Source organism: Microbispora sp. KK1-11 (assembly GCF_006874435.1).
GTDB classification, from domain to species: Bacteria; Actinomycetota; Actinomycetes; order Streptosporangiales; family Streptosporangiaceae; genus Microbispora; species Microbispora catharanthi.
In genome coordinates this window covers 261,662-275,523 of record NZ_VIRJ01000008.1, presented here as the reverse complement: position 1 = coordinate 275,523, position 13,862 = coordinate 261,662, and the positions used below count along the sequence as shown (strand labels likewise).

At 71.5% G+C, this 13,862-nt stretch carries 13 protein-coding genes and 2 pseudogenes; 5 read left to right on the top strand and 10 right to left on the bottom strand.

Translation table 11 applies throughout. From position 1 onward, the window contains the following. The 5 genes and pseudogenes from FLW16_RS15100 to FLW16_RS15080 all read right to left on the bottom strand — a co-directional run. Positions 1-1,885 (bottom strand): annotated as a pseudogene (locus tag FLW16_RS15100) (DNA-directed RNA polymerase subunit beta); the annotation flags it as partial. 390 nt (positions 1,886-2,275) lie between these two features. Continuing rightward, positions 2,276-2,932 (bottom strand): maleylpyruvate isomerase N-terminal domain-containing protein, encoded by a 657-nt coding sequence (locus tag FLW16_RS15095; protein ID WP_142560626.1) that lies wholly within the window; start codon positions 2,930-2,932, stop codon positions 2,276-2,278. 584 nt (positions 2,933-3,516) lie between these two features. Further along, a pseudogene (locus FLW16_RS46185) lies at positions 3,517-3,615 on the bottom strand (hypothetical protein); the annotation flags it as partial. A 79-nt stretch (positions 3,616-3,694) separates the two neighbouring features. After that, positions 3,695-4,447 carry a sulfite exporter TauE/SafE family protein gene (locus FLW16_RS15085; protein ID WP_142560624.1) on the bottom strand — a complete coding sequence of 251 codons (753 nt, stop codon included), beginning with the start codon at positions 4,445-4,447 and terminating at the stop codon, positions 3,695-3,697. Then, the gene (locus tag FLW16_RS15080) at positions 4,444-4,989 is read right to left on the bottom strand and encodes a helix-turn-helix domain-containing protein (RefSeq protein ID WP_142560623.1); all 546 of its coding nucleotides are present in this window, start codon (positions 4,987-4,989) and stop codon (positions 4,444-4,446) included. Before FLW16_RS15080 ends, FLW16_RS15085 begins: the two co-directional genes overlap by 4 nt. Before the next feature lie 37 nt (positions 4,990-5,026). Here FLW16_RS15080 and FLW16_RS15075 point away from each other — a divergent pair, with 37 nt between their 5' ends. Beyond that, entirely contained in the window at positions 5,027-5,962 is a 936-nt protein-coding gene (locus FLW16_RS15075; RefSeq protein WP_221891077.1) for an alpha/beta fold hydrolase, read from the top strand. A gap of 30 nt (positions 5,963-5,992) precedes the next feature. Here the strand turns inward: FLW16_RS15075 and FLW16_RS15070 are convergent, their stop codons facing one another. The 4 genes from FLW16_RS15070 to FLW16_RS15055 form a co-directional block, all read right to left on the bottom strand. Then, positions 5,993-6,982, bottom strand: a complete 990-nt coding sequence (locus FLW16_RS15070) for an NAD-dependent epimerase/dehydratase family protein (RefSeq protein ID WP_142560622.1) — start codon at positions 6,980-6,982, stop codon at positions 5,993-5,995. Positions 6,983-6,987: 5 nt separating this feature from the next. Continuing rightward, entirely contained in the window at positions 6,988-7,524 is a 537-nt protein-coding gene (locus FLW16_RS15065) for a GNAT family N-acetyltransferase (protein ID WP_260615281.1), read from the bottom strand. 256 nt (positions 7,525-7,780) lie between these two features. Further along, positions 7,781-8,362 (bottom strand): DUF4865 family protein, encoded by a 582-nt coding sequence (locus FLW16_RS15060; protein WP_260615285.1) that lies wholly within the window; start codon positions 8,360-8,362, stop codon positions 7,781-7,783. Between the two features lie 28 nt (positions 8,363-8,390). Then, a complete protein-coding gene (locus FLW16_RS15055) occupies positions 8,391-8,948 on the bottom strand; it encodes a TetR/AcrR family transcriptional regulator (RefSeq protein WP_142560620.1) in 558 nt (185 codons plus the stop codon). Between the two features lie 137 nt (positions 8,949-9,085). Here FLW16_RS15055 and FLW16_RS15050 point away from each other — a divergent pair, with 137 nt between their 5' ends. Both FLW16_RS15050 and FLW16_RS15045 read left to right on the top strand, forming a co-directional pair. Then, on the top strand, positions 9,086-9,748 hold the full coding sequence (locus tag FLW16_RS15050) for a 1-acyl-sn-glycerol-3-phosphate acyltransferase (RefSeq protein ID WP_260615280.1): 663 nt from the start codon (positions 9,086-9,088) through the stop codon (positions 9,746-9,748). A 60-nt stretch (positions 9,749-9,808) separates the two neighbouring features. Then, positions 9,809-11,431, top strand: coding sequence for a penicillin-binding transpeptidase domain-containing protein (locus FLW16_RS15045; RefSeq protein ID WP_142560619.1), 1,623 nt, complete (start codon positions 9,809-9,811; stop codon positions 11,429-11,431). Between the two features lie 128 nt (positions 11,432-11,559). On the opposite strand, the gene FLW16_RS15040 is transcribed toward FLW16_RS15045, so the two are convergent. After that, on the bottom strand, positions 11,560-12,060 hold the full coding sequence (locus tag FLW16_RS15040) for an SRPBCC domain-containing protein (protein WP_142560618.1): 501 nt from the start codon (positions 12,058-12,060) through the stop codon (positions 11,560-11,562). A gap of 241 nt (positions 12,061-12,301) precedes the next feature. Between FLW16_RS15040 and FLW16_RS15035 the strand changes: the two genes are divergently transcribed. Beyond that, on the top strand, positions 12,302-12,646 hold the full coding sequence (locus FLW16_RS15035; protein ID WP_142560617.1) for a YciI family protein: 345 nt from the start codon (positions 12,302-12,304) through the stop codon (positions 12,644-12,646). Further along, on the top strand, positions 12,636-13,856 hold the full coding sequence (locus FLW16_RS15030) for an RNA polymerase sigma factor (protein WP_142560616.1): 1,221 nt from the start codon (positions 12,636-12,638) through the stop codon (positions 13,854-13,856). The genes FLW16_RS15035 and FLW16_RS15030 overlap by 11 nt, the downstream gene beginning before the upstream one ends. Positions 13,857-13,862: the final 6 nt, after the last annotated feature.

The window sequence follows — 13,862 nt, the reverse complement described above, 5'->3', positions numbered from 1 at the left end:
CACCGGCCTTCTCGGCGGTGATGACATCACCGGCGTCGGTCGCGGCGCGGTACTCCATGCCGGTGCCGACCAGCGGAGCCTCGCTCTTGAGCAAAGGCACCGACTGACGCTGCATGTTCGAACCCATCAGCGCCCGGTTGGCGTCGTCGTGCTCCAGGAACGGAATCATCGCGGTCGCCACCGACACCATCTGACGCGGCGACACATCGATGTAGTCGACCTCCTCGGCCCGGGCGAGCTCGGTCTCACCGCCCTTGGTGCGCACCAGGACCCGAGGCTCGGCGAACGAGCCGTCGGGATTGAGGGCCGTGTTCGCCTGCGCCTTGACGTACCGGTCCTCCTCGTCCGCGGTCAGGTAGTCGATCTCGTCGGTCACCTTGCCGTCGACGACCTTCCGGTAGGGCGTCTCGACGAAGCCGAAGGCGTTGACCCGCCCGTAGGAGGCCAGCGACCCGATCAGACCGATGTTCGGGCCTTCCGGCGACTCGATCGGGCACATCCGGCCGTAATGCGAGGGGTGCACGTCGCGGACCTCGAAGCCGGCCCGCTCACGCGACAGACCACCCGGACCCAGCGCGTTCAGACGTCGTTTCTGGGTCAGGGCGGCCAGCGGGTTGATGTGGTCCATGAACTGCGACAGCTGCGAGGTGCCGAAGAACTCCTTGATCGACGCCACGACCGGGCGGATGTTGATCAGGGTCTGCGGCGTGATCGCCTCGACGTCCTGCGTCGTCATGCGCTCGCGGACGACGCGCTCCATGCGGGCCAGGCCCAGGCGGACCTGGTTCTGGATCAGCTCGCCCACCGTGCGCAGACGGCGGTTGCCGAAGTGGTCGATGTCGTCGATCTCGACGATGACCTCACTGCCGGCGCCTCGCATCGACTCCTCACCCGCGTGCAGGCGCACGATGTACTCGATGGTGGCGACGATGTCGTCCTCGGTCAGCGTGCCCTGAGTGATGTCGGCCTGGACGCCCAGCTTCTTGTTGATCTTGTAACGGCCGACCTTGGCGAGGTCGTAGCGCTTCGGGTTGAAGTACAGGTTGTCCAGCAGCGCCTGCGCCGACTCCCGGGTCGGCGGCTCGCCCGGACGCAGCTTGCGGTAGATGTCCAGCAGCGCGTCGTCCTGGCCGGAGGTGTGGTCCTTCTCCAGGGTCGCCCGCATCGACTCGTACTGACCGAAACGCTCCAGAATCTGGTCACTGGTCCAGCCGAGCGCCTTCAGCAGCACCGTGACCGGCTGCTTGCGCTTGCGGTCGACGCGCACGCCGACACTGTCGCGCTTGTCGATCTCGAACTCCAGCCAGGCTCCCCTGGACGGGATGACCTTGCCGCCGTAGAGCTCCTTGTCCGACGTCTTGTCGACGCTGCGATCGAAATAGACGCCCGGCGACCGGACCAACTGGGAGACCACGACACGCTCGGTGCCGTTGACGATGAAGGTGCCCTTCGACGTCATGAGCGGGAAGTCGCCCATGAACACCGTCTGGCTCTTGATCTCACCTGTGGCGTTGTTGATGAACTCCGCCGTGACGAACATCGGGGCGGAGTAGGTCATGTCCTTGTCTTTGCACTCATCGACCGAGTACTTGGGCGGCTCGAACCTGTGGTCCCGGAACGACAGGGACATGGTTCCGGAGAAGTCCTCGATGGGACTGATCTCCTCGAAGATCTCTTCGAGACCCGACTGGGCCGGGACGTCCTTGCGCCCGGCCTGGCGAGCCGCCTCAACCCGGCCCTTCCATCGTTCGTTGCCCACCAGCCAGTCGAAGGACTCGGTCTGCAGGGCGAGAAGGTCGGGCACTTCGAGCGGCTCCTCGATACGTGCGAAAGAGACGCGGCGAGGACCGGGCGGGACGGCGAAAGGGTGGGGCGAGGCTGCCAACAGATGTCCTTCCGAGGACTCGCGGACCGACTACGCGCACGCCGGACGACAGTTCAGCCGATGTGGAGGAATGGGATGCCGAGGGCGAGCGTGGAAGGGCATCATAAAGCGAAATGCAAACGAATGTCCACGCGTATCTGAAGTGTCAACCTCTATCCCGTAATCAGGATCGCATGCGTGGCTGGAAATCGTCAAGCGGCGGCACTCACAACAATGCCCTCGACTCGGGCCGCATCGTCCAACGCGGCACCCACGAGCAACTGATCGCCGTGCCCGGCAGGTACGCGTAACTCCACGCCGCGCAGGCCAATGCCTCGCGACCAGCTCCTCGGCACGCCTCGCAGGGCCCGCCCAAGAGGACGCCGTACCCGCCGGGATGACGCCGGACGATCAGCCGAGGACGAATGGGATTCGCGCGGCGAGCTCGCCCAGCTCGGCCTTCTCCGCGTCGGCCGGAGCGCGGCGTCCCGTGCCGACCAGCAGCGCGTCCGTGTCGGAGAACGACGCGGGAAAGGCGCTCCCGGCGATCTTCTCCAGCATCTCGCGGGACCGGGCCAGCCCCTCGGGGGGCGGTTGCGCCGCGCCCGGGAGATGCGCGACCAGGTCGAGGTGGTGCAGCGTCCACTCCAGGACGTACGCCGAAAGGTAGTCGCCCGCGGTGAGGACCTCGCCGCGGGTGCCGACCCGCAGGCCCGGGTCGGCGAGCCCGGCGGCGCGGCCCGCGGCGGAGCCGACGTCGTCGAGGTGGAACTTGAGCAGCCGAGGCTCCTCGTAGGCGGCGGCCAGCCGGACGATCAGCGCGTCGAGCGGATCGTGGCCGGTCGGCGGCGCCGCGGAGACCTCCCAATAGGTCACCGCGTCACGCGTCGGTTCCGTTTCCGCCGGGGTCACGAGGGTGATCAGGACGTCCTGAGCGTCGATCACCAGATGACACACCAGATCCCGCACGAGCCACCCCGCACAGCCGGACGGCTGTGCGAAGTCCTCGTCAGGGAGTTCGGCGACCGCCCTGCGCAATGCCGTCCACGAGTGCGCGAAGAGATCCACACCGGCAAGGTAGTGCGGCGCCTCGATGGCGGACAAACGCATTCGGCCGGTCGGCGCGCGTGCCCGATGGAAGACGCGAGGATGCGGCCGACGGGCGTGCGGGGTGAGGCGTTCCTGCTCACGGTGATCCCCGCGCCGGCGAGTTCGACATGCCGTGCCACCTCGATCTGGTCGCGCCCGAGCGGCACGCAGACCAGGGGGACCCGGCGGCCAGGGATTTGACGGCCGTCCCGTGGCCGGCGTGCGTGATCGTCACCGCGGCGTGGCGCAGCGCAATGGTGTGCGGGCGGCCGCGGTGACCAGGACGTCGCCGGGCGCGCGGACCGTCGCGGGGTCCACGGCCGGGTCGTCGAGCCGTGGGTCGATAAAGGGTCGTCACCAGCGAGACCACGGGAACCCCCGGCGGCCGCGCCGGCGGTGAGCGCGCCGAGCAGCATGTGCTCGGCAATCAGCACGTCGGCCGGGCGGGCACGCAACTCCGCAAGCGTGTCCCGGGCGTAATCGGCCGCGAGGCCGCAGACGATGCGGTCCCTCAGCCGCGCGAGCGCTCCTATCGGCGTGCGGGCCTCGCCGCCGAAATGATTGACGATCGTCTGCACCGACACCCCCGCCTCGTCGGCGACGTGCTGCAGCGTGACGTCGTCGTACCAGCGCCGCCTCCACAGCGCGGCCGACGCCTCCATCACCCGCGTACGCGTAACCTCCACGGCGGCGGCACGCGCCCCCATCCGGTACGGGCGCCTGGACGTACGCCGTCGGCGGTCAGGCGCCCGGTGCGACCCACAGGCGGACCGCCAGGCCGAGGCCGATCAGGGCGACCAGCCAGCGCAGCAGCCCGGCCGGCAGGCGCCGGGTGACCCGGGGACCGAGCGTGGACCCGGCGAACAGGCCCGCGGCGAGAGGCGCGACGGCGGCCCAGTCGACGGGCCCGAAGACGGCGAATCCGGCGGCGGAGACCAGGGCTCCGGCGCCGAGGAGCATGTTCTTCAGGGCGTTCGCGGCGGGCAGCCGCGGCTCGGCGGTCACCAGGAGGAGGGCGAGGATCATCACCCCCGACCCCGCGCCGAAATATCCGTTGTAGACCGACAGAGCGGTCAGCCCGAGCGGAAGAACGACGTCAGGTGAACCGCGCCGCTCGTGGCGTACGGCGAGGCGGGGCTGCGCGAGCAGCGCCAGCGAACCCGCGGCCACGAGGAACGGCACGACGCGGGCGAAGACACCGGGCGGGGTGGACAGCAGCAACGCCGACCCCGCCGCACCGCCGAGCGCCGACAGCGGCACCCACCGCCGCAGCCACGGCGCCTTCCCACGTAGCTCGGGCTGCGAGGCCAGGGCCGAGCCGGGCCAGCAGGCGACGAGCGCGACGATGTTGGCCACGTTGGCCGCGAGGGCGGGCAGGCCCGCCGCGAGCAGGGCCGGATAGGAGATGAGGGACGTGATGCCGCCGGCGGTGCCGACCAGCCCGGCGAGCGCACCGGCGGCGGCCAGCAGCGCGACGTCGCCGAGGCCGGTCACGCCCCGGCGTCCGGCGGGGGCGTCTCGACCGGGAACAGGATCGGGCTGAGCAGGTGCCGCCTGCGGTGCGGCGCGGACTCGTTCCTCATCCGCGCGACGATCACCGCACGCAACTCCTCGATCATCTCGGCGCGTTCCTCCCGGCTCAGCCACAGCACGTGCTGCCGGTAGCCCACCTCGTCGGCCACCGGATCGGCTCCGTCCAGACCGAGGTAGGCGTCGAACTCGGAGATCAGCGCGGCCATCGCCGTGGCGAAGGTGCGCCGGTGGTCCTCGGGCGACATCGCCGCCACGGTGCCGGCGTCGATCACCACGCGCTCACGGAGCCGGTAGCGCCGTTCCACCGCGCCGCGCACGCGGTGCTCGCCGTCCACCTCCAGCACGCCGGCGTCGGCGAGCGCCCGGACGTGGCGGTAGACGGTCGCCTTGTGCACGTCCGATATGCGCTCGCACAGCTGCGACGTCGTGAGAACCCGCCCGCCGGCGAGAGCCTGCACGACGCGCAGCCGCACCGGGTGCGCGAGCACCTCCATAACGTCCATGGTCCGAATGATCGCACGTGTGCTACCGTTCGCAGAAATGCGAACGATCATTGTGGGAGAGGGCGGCATGGGACGAGCGTCATCGGAGACAACGGCCCCGCCACTGGGGCGCCTGTACGACGTCGGAGAACGGCGGCTGATGCTGCACCGCTCGGGTTCGGGCGGGCCGAGCGTGGTGTTCCTGCCGGGCGCGGGCCTGGTGGGCCTCGACTTCCTGAACGTGCAGGAGGGCGCCGCCGCCTTCACCACGAGCGTGCTGTACGACCGCGCCGGCACGGGCTGGAGCACGTCCGCGCCCCTCCCCCGCCGCGCGGCCGAGGTCGCCGTCGAACTGCGCGACCTCCTGCGAGCCGCGGCGGTTCCGGGCCCGTTCCTCCTGGTCGGCCACTCCCTCGGCGCCTTCTACGCGCGCCGGTACGCCCAGCTCTTCCCGGGCGAGGTCGCCGGTCTCCTCCTGGTCGACCCCGGCCACGAGGACATCCTCGACCACATGCCGGCACAGGCCGCCGAGCTGGCCGAGCGGATGCGGCCCGACCCGGCGCGGCTGCCGGAGCTGACCGACGAGCAGCGCCAGGCCGCCCGCGAGGCGTACGGCCGCCTGTACGCCGAGTGGCCCGCGCCGGTACGCGAGGTGCTGATCGGCCACCACCTGACGTCGTGGCGGACGAGCCTGCGGGAGACGGAGAACTTCGAGACCGAGGTCTACGGCGAGCTGCGCGACGGCGGGCCGCTGCCCGACGTCCCGCTGATCGTGCTGACCGCGGGCGGTGTGAACCCCTACTGGGCGAAGTTCATGCCGGAGGAGGTGATGCGTGAGGCGCACGACGGGGTGCGCGCCCTGCACGCGGCGATCGCCCGCTCGGTGCCCAGAGGAGAGCAGCGCGTGGTCGACGGCGCCTCCCACCAGCACCTGCACGTCGAGCGGGCCGAGGAGGTGCTGCGGGCGATCCGCGACCTGACGGCCGCCGTCTGAGCGTCACACGGCGGCGCGAACGTCATGGCGTCATGGCGCCGACCGACGCCAGGCGTCGATGAGGGCCCGCTCCTCGGCGGGGTCGAGCCCGGGCGGGAACTCGGGGATCTCGCCCGACCCGGTCAGCCACGCCCAGGTGTCGGCGACGGTCTCCACCACCGGACGGCACCGCAGCCCGGTGGACATGGCCCGGCCGACGTCGGTGTGGATGAGCCCGGCCTGCTCGGGACCTGGCGGAATCCATCCCGGCAGCGCCGCCCACCGGTCGATCCCCGCGGCCTCGATCGCCTCGGGCTCGACCCAGACCGGCTCGGCGAGCCCGCCGGTGACCGCGACCGCGGACTCCAGCAGGTCACGGGTCGTGGTGTGCCCCTCCGGGTTGACCAGGTTGACCGGGCCCGGCACGCCGCCCTCGGCCGCGTCGAGAAGCCAGGCGGCGAGGTCGCGCACGTCCACGTAGCGGAACGGCTGGCCGGCCGGGCCGGGGGCGAGCATCTCCCCGCCCCGCGCGGCCCGCAGCAGCCAGTGCGGCAGCCGTCCCTGGTCCTCGTACGGCCCGAGGATCAGCCCGGCCCTGGCCAGTACGGCGCGGTCGCCGAACGCCTCCTCCACGGCGATCTCGCCGCCCCGCTTGTTGGGGGCGTAGTCGGTGTCCTCGGCGTCCGGCGACGCCTCGACCGTGGGCCAGTCCTCGTTCAGGCCGGCCGGCGTCGGGGGCGCGTACACCGCCCTGCTGGAGACGTACACATACCTGCCCGCGCACCCGGCCAGCGCGCGGGCGCTGTCGCGCACGACCCGGGGCGCGCCGGCCCAGGTGTCCACCACGGCGTCCCACCGGCCCTCGGCGAGCGGGGCCAGGTCGGCCGGGCGGAGCCTGTCGCCGGTCACCGCCTCGGCCCCGGGGTGGGCCCACCCGGCGAGCCCGCGAGTGAACGTCGTGACGTGCCAGCCGCGCTCCAGCGCCGCCGTGACCACCCACCGGCCGACGAACGTCGTGCCGCCCAGCACCAGCAACCGCATGCCGCTCACCCCTGTCTCCGGATTCGATACAGGACGTGGCGGCGCAGCGGGTGCCCCTCCGGGAGCACCGGGTGGTCGAAGTCCTCCGCGGGGTCGTGCGTCATCCCGAGCCGCCGCATGACCGCCTGCGAGCGGACGTTCGGCACCGCCGTGAACGAGACGACCTCGGTCAGGCCGACCCGGCCGAACCCGTCCTCCAGCGACGCCCGCGCCGCCTCCGTGGCGTACCCCCGGCCCCAGGCGGAGCGGGCGAGCCGCCAGCCGATCTCCACGCACGGCGTGAAGTGGGCGGTGAACCTGGGGACCGACAGCCCCGTGAAGCCGATGAACACGCCGTCCGCCTCGACCGCCCACAAGCCGAACCCGCGCTCGTCGAAGCGGGCGTCGATACGCTCGGCGAGCGCGTCGCTCTCCTCCCGGGAGAGCGTGGCCGGGAAGTGCTCCATGACGACCGGATCGGCGTTCAGGACGGCGAAGGGCTCCTTGTCCTCCTCGCGCCAGCGCCGCAGCACGAGCCGTTCTGTCTTGATCGAATTCGTCACCCGCCGACGATAGTGCACCCAGGCTTTGGCCGCTGATGACGGACACCGATGCGGGGGGCGGGAGAAAGCAGAGGCGGAAGTCGGCTAGAGTCATTCGTGGCCGATGTGGTTTGTGTCCCCCGGGCCGCAATCACCGCCTTCACGGAATACCGTTCGGCTGGAGCCGTGTTGTGCATCTCGCCGAGGAGGCGACCGCCACATCGGCCCTCGACGTGGGCGCCCCGCGAGACTCGTTCTCGCGGGGCGCCGTGTCTTTTCACCAGGCTCGGCCTCGCGGCAGGCTCGCCAGGCCGGGGGCGGACAGGTGCAGCACCTCGTAGTGCTCGGCTCCTTCATGGCGGGGCGCCTCCCGCTCCCACAGCGCGAACGTCAGCAACCGCCAGTGGTGCGGGTCGACGGCGAGGGCGGCGGTGTGCAGGCCCGCGGCGCCGCCCAGATCACGCAGCTCGGCGAGGGCGCCGGCCACCTGCTCGGTCAGGTCGGCCGAGGCGGGCATCGGCGTCAGCCGCCGCGACGCCGCGACAGGCGCCGTCCCCCGTGCCGGGCCGGCCTCGACGGCCAGGCCCGTCCAGTGCTGTACGACCGGCCGTCCGAAGTCGCCGACGATGCCCTGGAAGCCGCCCCCGCCGACCAGGAACTCGCCCATCCTCCCGGCCTCGTGCCAGAGGTAGAACGGCGCGTACTGGTTGACCGGCGACCCGGCGGCGCCCCGCTCGCGGATCAGGTAGGCCTTGAGGCCGAGCCCGGCCCGGTCGTCGAGGGCGTGGCCGCGGGTGGCCACCCGCTCCCGGATGATCGTCATGTCGTAGTCGGCGGGCAGGGTGATCTCGTACTGCATCGCGTACACGGCGGCCTCTTCGGGTGGGTCAGGGGCGGGACAGCAGGGCGAGCACGCCGTCGACGGCCTGGTGGAACGGCTCGGGCGAGCCGGCCGCGCGGGCCAGGACGTATCCGCCCTGCAGCACCGCCACGACCGTCGCGGCGGTCGGCCCGGGTTGGAGACCGGCGTCGAGTTCGCCCCGGTCGCGTCCCTCGGCCAGCACCGCCGCGAGCCGGTCGCGCAGCCACGTGAACGTCTCCTCCACCGGCCGCCGCAGCGCCGGATCGGCCATGACGTCGGGGTCCTGGGTGAGCCGGCCGATCGGGCAGCCCCGCAGCACCTCCCGCTCGCGCCGCAGGTAGGCCGACACACGCTCAAGGGCCGTGCCCGGGCCGTCCAGGATCTCCTCCACCCCGGCGCGCATCTCCTCCGCCGTACGGCCGATCGCGGCCAGCGCGAGGTCGGGCTTGCCGGAGAAGTGGTGATACATGCTGCCCTGACCGGCTCCCGCCCGCTGCTGGATGGCCCGCGGGCTGGTTCCGACGTAGCCGCGTTCCCACAGCAGTTCGCGGGTGCTCTCGATCAGGCGGTCCGGGGTGCTCATGCCGTACATACTAGTAGGTACAAAGAAGCGTTGGTGAAGCCGTACAAAACACGAGGCGGTGTGTTGCAGGGGGCATACACCTGAACAGGGGTCCGGGCGGCCTAGGGTATGTCCGTCGGACCGGAGAAGGAGAGGCCGTGCTCTACCCCGCCCTGAAGTTCGTCAGCGTTCCCGTCATGCACGCGCTGTGGCGGCCGCGGATGGAGGGACGCGAGCACGTCCCCGCGCACGGGCCCGCGATCATCGCCTCCAACCACCTGTCCGTGCTCGACTCGTTCTTCATGCCGGCGGTGGTGCCGCGCATGGTGCGGTTCGTGGCGAAGAAGGAGTACTTCACCGGCAACCCCGTCGTCGCGGCGTGGATGCGCGCGATGGGGGCGATGGAGATCGACCGGGAGAACGTCTCCGCCGCCCAGGACATGCTCGACGCCGCGGTGGAGGTCCTGAAGGCGGGCGAGTTGTTCGGCATCTATCCCGAGGGCACCCGCTCCCCCGACGGCCGGCTGTATCGGGGGAAGGTCGGCGTGGCCTGGCTCACGCTGACCACCGGAGCCCCGGTCGTGCCCGTCGCCATGCTCGGCACCGAGAAGGTGCTGCCGCCCGGCACCTCGGTGCCGCGCCTGCACAGCATCGGCGTGCGGTTCGGCGAGCCGATGACCTTCACCGGCGACCCGGGCAGCGCCAGGGACCGGCGGAGGGTGACCGACGAGGTCATGGCCGCGATCCAGCGCCTGTCCGGCCAGGAGTACGTCCCCCGGTACGGCGCCAGCGTCAAGGAGGCCGGCGAAGCCGGAGTGTAAATAACGATTTGGCCCCGCTAGGCTCTGAACCCGACCACAGGGCCGTCATTGGGGGTGCGCGTGCCGCGAGGACGTACCGTCGCGATCTCGGCCGCCGTGGCCGTCGTTCTGGCCGGGGCGGCCGCCGGGGGCGCCTACTACGTGCTGCACACGCGCGGCACGCCGCAGGAGACCGCGGCGCGGTTCACCGCGGCCTGGTCGAGGGGCGACCTCGCGGCGATGAAGGCCGAGCTCGCCTCACCCGCCGCCGGCTTCGACGCGGCGTACGCCGAGCTCACCAAGAACCTCGCAGTGGCGAAGGTCGCCGTCCGCGACGTACGGGCCGGGGCGGCGAAGGACGACCGGGCGACGGCCTCCTACACCGCCACCGCCACGGTGAAGAACGTCGGCGACTGGACCTACAAGGGCTCGCTCAAGCTCGTGGTCAAGGACCACTACTGGAAGGTCGACTGGTCGCCGTCCGCGGTCCACCCCGCGCTCGACGGGACCAACCACCTGGCGCTGAAGACGTCGTGGCCGCAGCGGGCGGCCGTCACCGACGCCAACGGCGACCGCATCGACGGCGGCGACGTGGGCGGCTCGGTGCAGCAGCTCGTCGGTTTCCTGGACAAGGCGACGGACAAGGACGTCGAGAAGCTGGGCACCGCCTACAAGAAGGGCGACGCCGTGGGCCGCGGCGGCCTGCAGGAGACGTTCCAGAAGCAGCTCGCGGGCACCCCCACCACAGAGATCCAGGTGGTGGGCGGGAGCCGGAAGACCCTGCACAGCGTCAAGGGCTCCCCCGGCAAGGACCTGCGGACCAGCCTCGACCTGAAGGTGCAGAAGGCCGCCGCCGACGCGGTGCGCGACCTGGACAAGCCCACCTCGCTCGTCGCCGTCAAACCCTCGACGGGCGAGATCCTCGCCGTCGTGAACAACAGGGGCGGCTTCAACCGCGCGCTGGACGGCAAGTACGCCCCCGGATCCACGTTCAAGACGGTCACGGCCGCCGGGCTGCTGGCCGAGGGACTGACCCCGTCGAGCCGGGTGACCTGCCCCAAGGAGGCGGTCGTCGGCGGGCTGAAGATCCGCAACTCCGACCACGAGGCGTTCGGGTCGCTGTCGTTCCTCGACTCCTACGCCCACTCGTGCAACACGACGTTCGCCCCGCTCGCCGCCCAGAAGCTGGGTGCGCGCAAGCTGTACGACCTGGCGACGGACCTGGGCTTCAACCAGCCCCTGCGCATCGGCGTCCCGGCGACCCCCGGCAGCATGCCGAAGGCCGCCAGCGACGCCGAACTCGCCGCGGAGTCGTTCGGGCAGGCCAGGATCACCGCGAGCCCGCTGGTGATCGCCAGCGTGGCCGCGGCGGTGGCCGACGGCTCCTGGCGGCCGCCCACGCTGGTGCCCTCTCTGGAGCAGAAGACCGACCCCAAGAAGCTGCCGGAGGGGGTCGTCAAGAGCCTGCGGTCGATGATGCGGGCGGTCGTCACCAAGGGCACCGCCCACGCCGCCGGGCTGCCCGCGGGCACGGCGGGCAAGACCGGGACCGCCGAGTTCGGCACCGGGCCCGAACTCGACTCGCACGCCTGGTTCATGGGCTTCCGCGGCGACCTGGCCTTCGCCGTCGTCGTGGAGGCCGGCGGCATGGGCGGCGAGGTGGCCGCCCCGGTCGCCGCGCACTTCCTCAAGTCCCTGTCCTGAGGTCAGGCCGGCTCAGGTCAGTCTGGCGGCCGCGGCGCTCGACCGGGGGGCGAGGGTGCAGCCCTGTCGTGGCACCGCCACTGCCGTGACCGGGGCGGCGCCGCGTCTCGTTCGCCGGGCATGGGCGATCAGAGTGCGCGTCGCCTGATCGCCGCCTGAAGGTTGTCGAGCTCGTTGCCGCGATGGGCGCGGTGCTGCCGCGTCCAGGTCTCGTCGTGGAGGGGATCGAGCGTCATGACCAGGTTCGTGCGGTCACCTGCGGGCTCGATGTCGATGGTCGTCAGGTGCTCGTACGGCTCGTGACCGGGCACGAAGTCGATCAGTGACAGATAGGAGAGGCGGGTCGGCGACGCGACCTCGGTGAACGTCTTGTGGAACTCGGCAGAGAGTGGGTTGCCGGTGTTCCGCATGAACGCCACCTGTTCCGGCGCGGTCGCGGTCATGATGTACCGCAACCGGCCGCCCGGCCTGAGCTCGAGCTCGCTCACCCGGATCTCGAAACCGTCGGGGACCCACCACTCCTCGAGGCCGGCGGCGGTGGTCAACAGCTCCCAGACGAGCTCCGCCGGAGCGTCGTAGGTGCGCTCGAGCCTGGCGGTGTCCGGGCTGGGCGTGGGTTCGGTGGTCATCGATTCTCCTCGTTCTGTGGGCGGGAGTTCTGCGGGCCGGGCTTGCCTGGCCTGTGTTCAGTCCCAGCGGTTGAACCGGCCCTGCCGGGCGGATCTGTCGGGCGGATCTGCAGCAGTGACGAACGGCCGGGCGCCGGACGGACACGCCCGCCGGAAAAATTCCGTCGGCGGTCGCTGTCCGTCCACGGCGACGCTGTTCGTCTGATACTTGACGCGATGTCGACCCCCGACCGGAGGACCCATGCAGTACGCGTTGCTGGCCTACAGCCCGGCGGAGACCACAGACCGGGCAACGCGCCCGATTTCAGATGCTCTCGCTCCCCTGCTCGACCGGCCGGACGTCACCGGCTGGACGCGGCTCCACGCAGACGAGTCGGCGACGACGCTGCGCAACGACGAAGGACGGATGCTGCTGACCGACGGGCCGTTCATCGACAGCAAGGAGTACCTCGCCGGCCTGATCCTGATCGAGGCCGACGACCTCGACGGGGCACTCGCCACCGCCGCGGAACTGCTCCGGACGACCAGACCCGGCACCGCGATCGAGGTGCGGCCCATCCTCGACGGACGCTTCCGTGGCGCTTGACGCCGTCTTCCGCGAGCAGTGGGGTCGCGTGCTGGCCACTTTGGTCGGGATCCTCGGCGACATCGAACTGGCCGAGGACGCGGCCGCCGAAGCGTTCGCCATCGCCGCCGAACGCTGGCCACGCGACGGGGAACCGGCCAACCCCACCGGCTGGCTCATCACGACCGCACGCAACCGCGCCCTCGACCACCTGCGCCGCAGGCAGGTCCTGGCCGGTAAGACGACGCTGCTCACCCGCGACATCGAGACCGGGCCACAGCCACCGGAGGTCCTCGTGGACGACGCCGCCACCATCCCGGACGAGCGGCTGGAGCTGATCTTCACCTGCTGTCACCCGGCGCTCGCCCTCGACGCGCAGGTGGCGCTCACCCTGCGCACCCTCGGCGGCCTGTCCACCGACGAGATCGCGCTGGCGTTCCTCGTCCCGTTCGAGACCATGAGCAAGCGGCTGACCAGGGCCAAACACAAGATCCGCGACGCGGGCATCCCGTTCGCCGTGCCGCCCGATCACCGGCTGCCCGACCGGCTGGCGGCCGTACTCGCCGTGATCTACCTGATCTTCAACCAGGGCTGGGGCGGCGGCCGCGTCGACCTCGCCGCGGAGGCGATCCACCTCGGCCGGGCGCTCGCCGCTCTGCTGCCGGACGAACCTGAAGTGCTCGCGCTGCTGGCGCTGATGCTGCTGCACGACGCGCGCAAGGCCGCCCGCCTGCGCGACGGGCGGATCGTCCCCCTCGACGAGCAGGACCGCGCTCTGTGGGACGCGCGGCAGATCGACGAGGGCCGGGCGCTGCTGCGACGGGCCACGGCACGCGGGCGCACCGGGCCCTACCTGGTCCAGGGGGCCATCGCCGACCTCTACCTGCAGGAGCCCCGCGACTGGCGGCAGATCGCCGCGCTCTACCAGACGCTCGCCAGGCAGACCCGCTCGTCGATCGTCGAGATGAACCGGGCCGTCGCCGTGGCCGAGATCGACGGGCCCGAGGCCGGCCTGGCCATCCTCGACCGCCTCGACCTCGGCCACTACCGGTACTTCCACTCCACCCGCGCGGAGTTCCTGCGTCGCGCCGGCCGCGACGCCGAGGCTCACCACGCCTATCGCCGGGCGCTCGATCTCGCGCAGACCGAGCCGGAACAGCGTTTCCTCGCCGACCGCCTGGCCGAGACCGCGCCCTCCGTCCTGAGGGAGCCCGGCCGGTCCGGCGGATGACGGGCA

Coding starts and splice junctions, on each gene's coding strand:
- FLW16_RS15080 (WP_142560623.1), bottom strand. CDS start 4,989: ATGGACGTTATGGAGGTGCTCGCGCACCCGGTGCGGCTGCGCGTCGTG.
- FLW16_RS15075 (WP_221891077.1), top strand. CDS start 5,027: ATGCGAACGATCATTGTGGGAGAGGGCGGCATGGGACGAGCGTCATCG.
- FLW16_RS15070 (WP_142560622.1), bottom strand. CDS start 6,982: ATGCGGTTGCTGGTGCTGGGCGGCACGACGTTCGTCGGCCGGTGGGTG.
- FLW16_RS15060 (WP_260615285.1), bottom strand. CDS start 8,362: ATGCAGTACGAGATCACCCTGCCCGCCGACTACGACATGACGATCATC.
- FLW16_RS15055 (WP_142560620.1), bottom strand. CDS start 8,948: ATGAGCACCCCGGACCGCCTGATCGAGAGCACCCGCGAACTGCTGTGG.
- FLW16_RS15040 (WP_142560618.1), bottom strand. CDS start 12,060: ATGACCACCGAACCCACGCCCAGCCCGGACACCGCCAGGCTCGAGCGC.
- FLW16_RS15035 (WP_142560617.1), top strand. CDS start 12,302: ATGCAGTACGCGTTGCTGGCCTACAGCCCGGCGGAGACCACAGACCGG.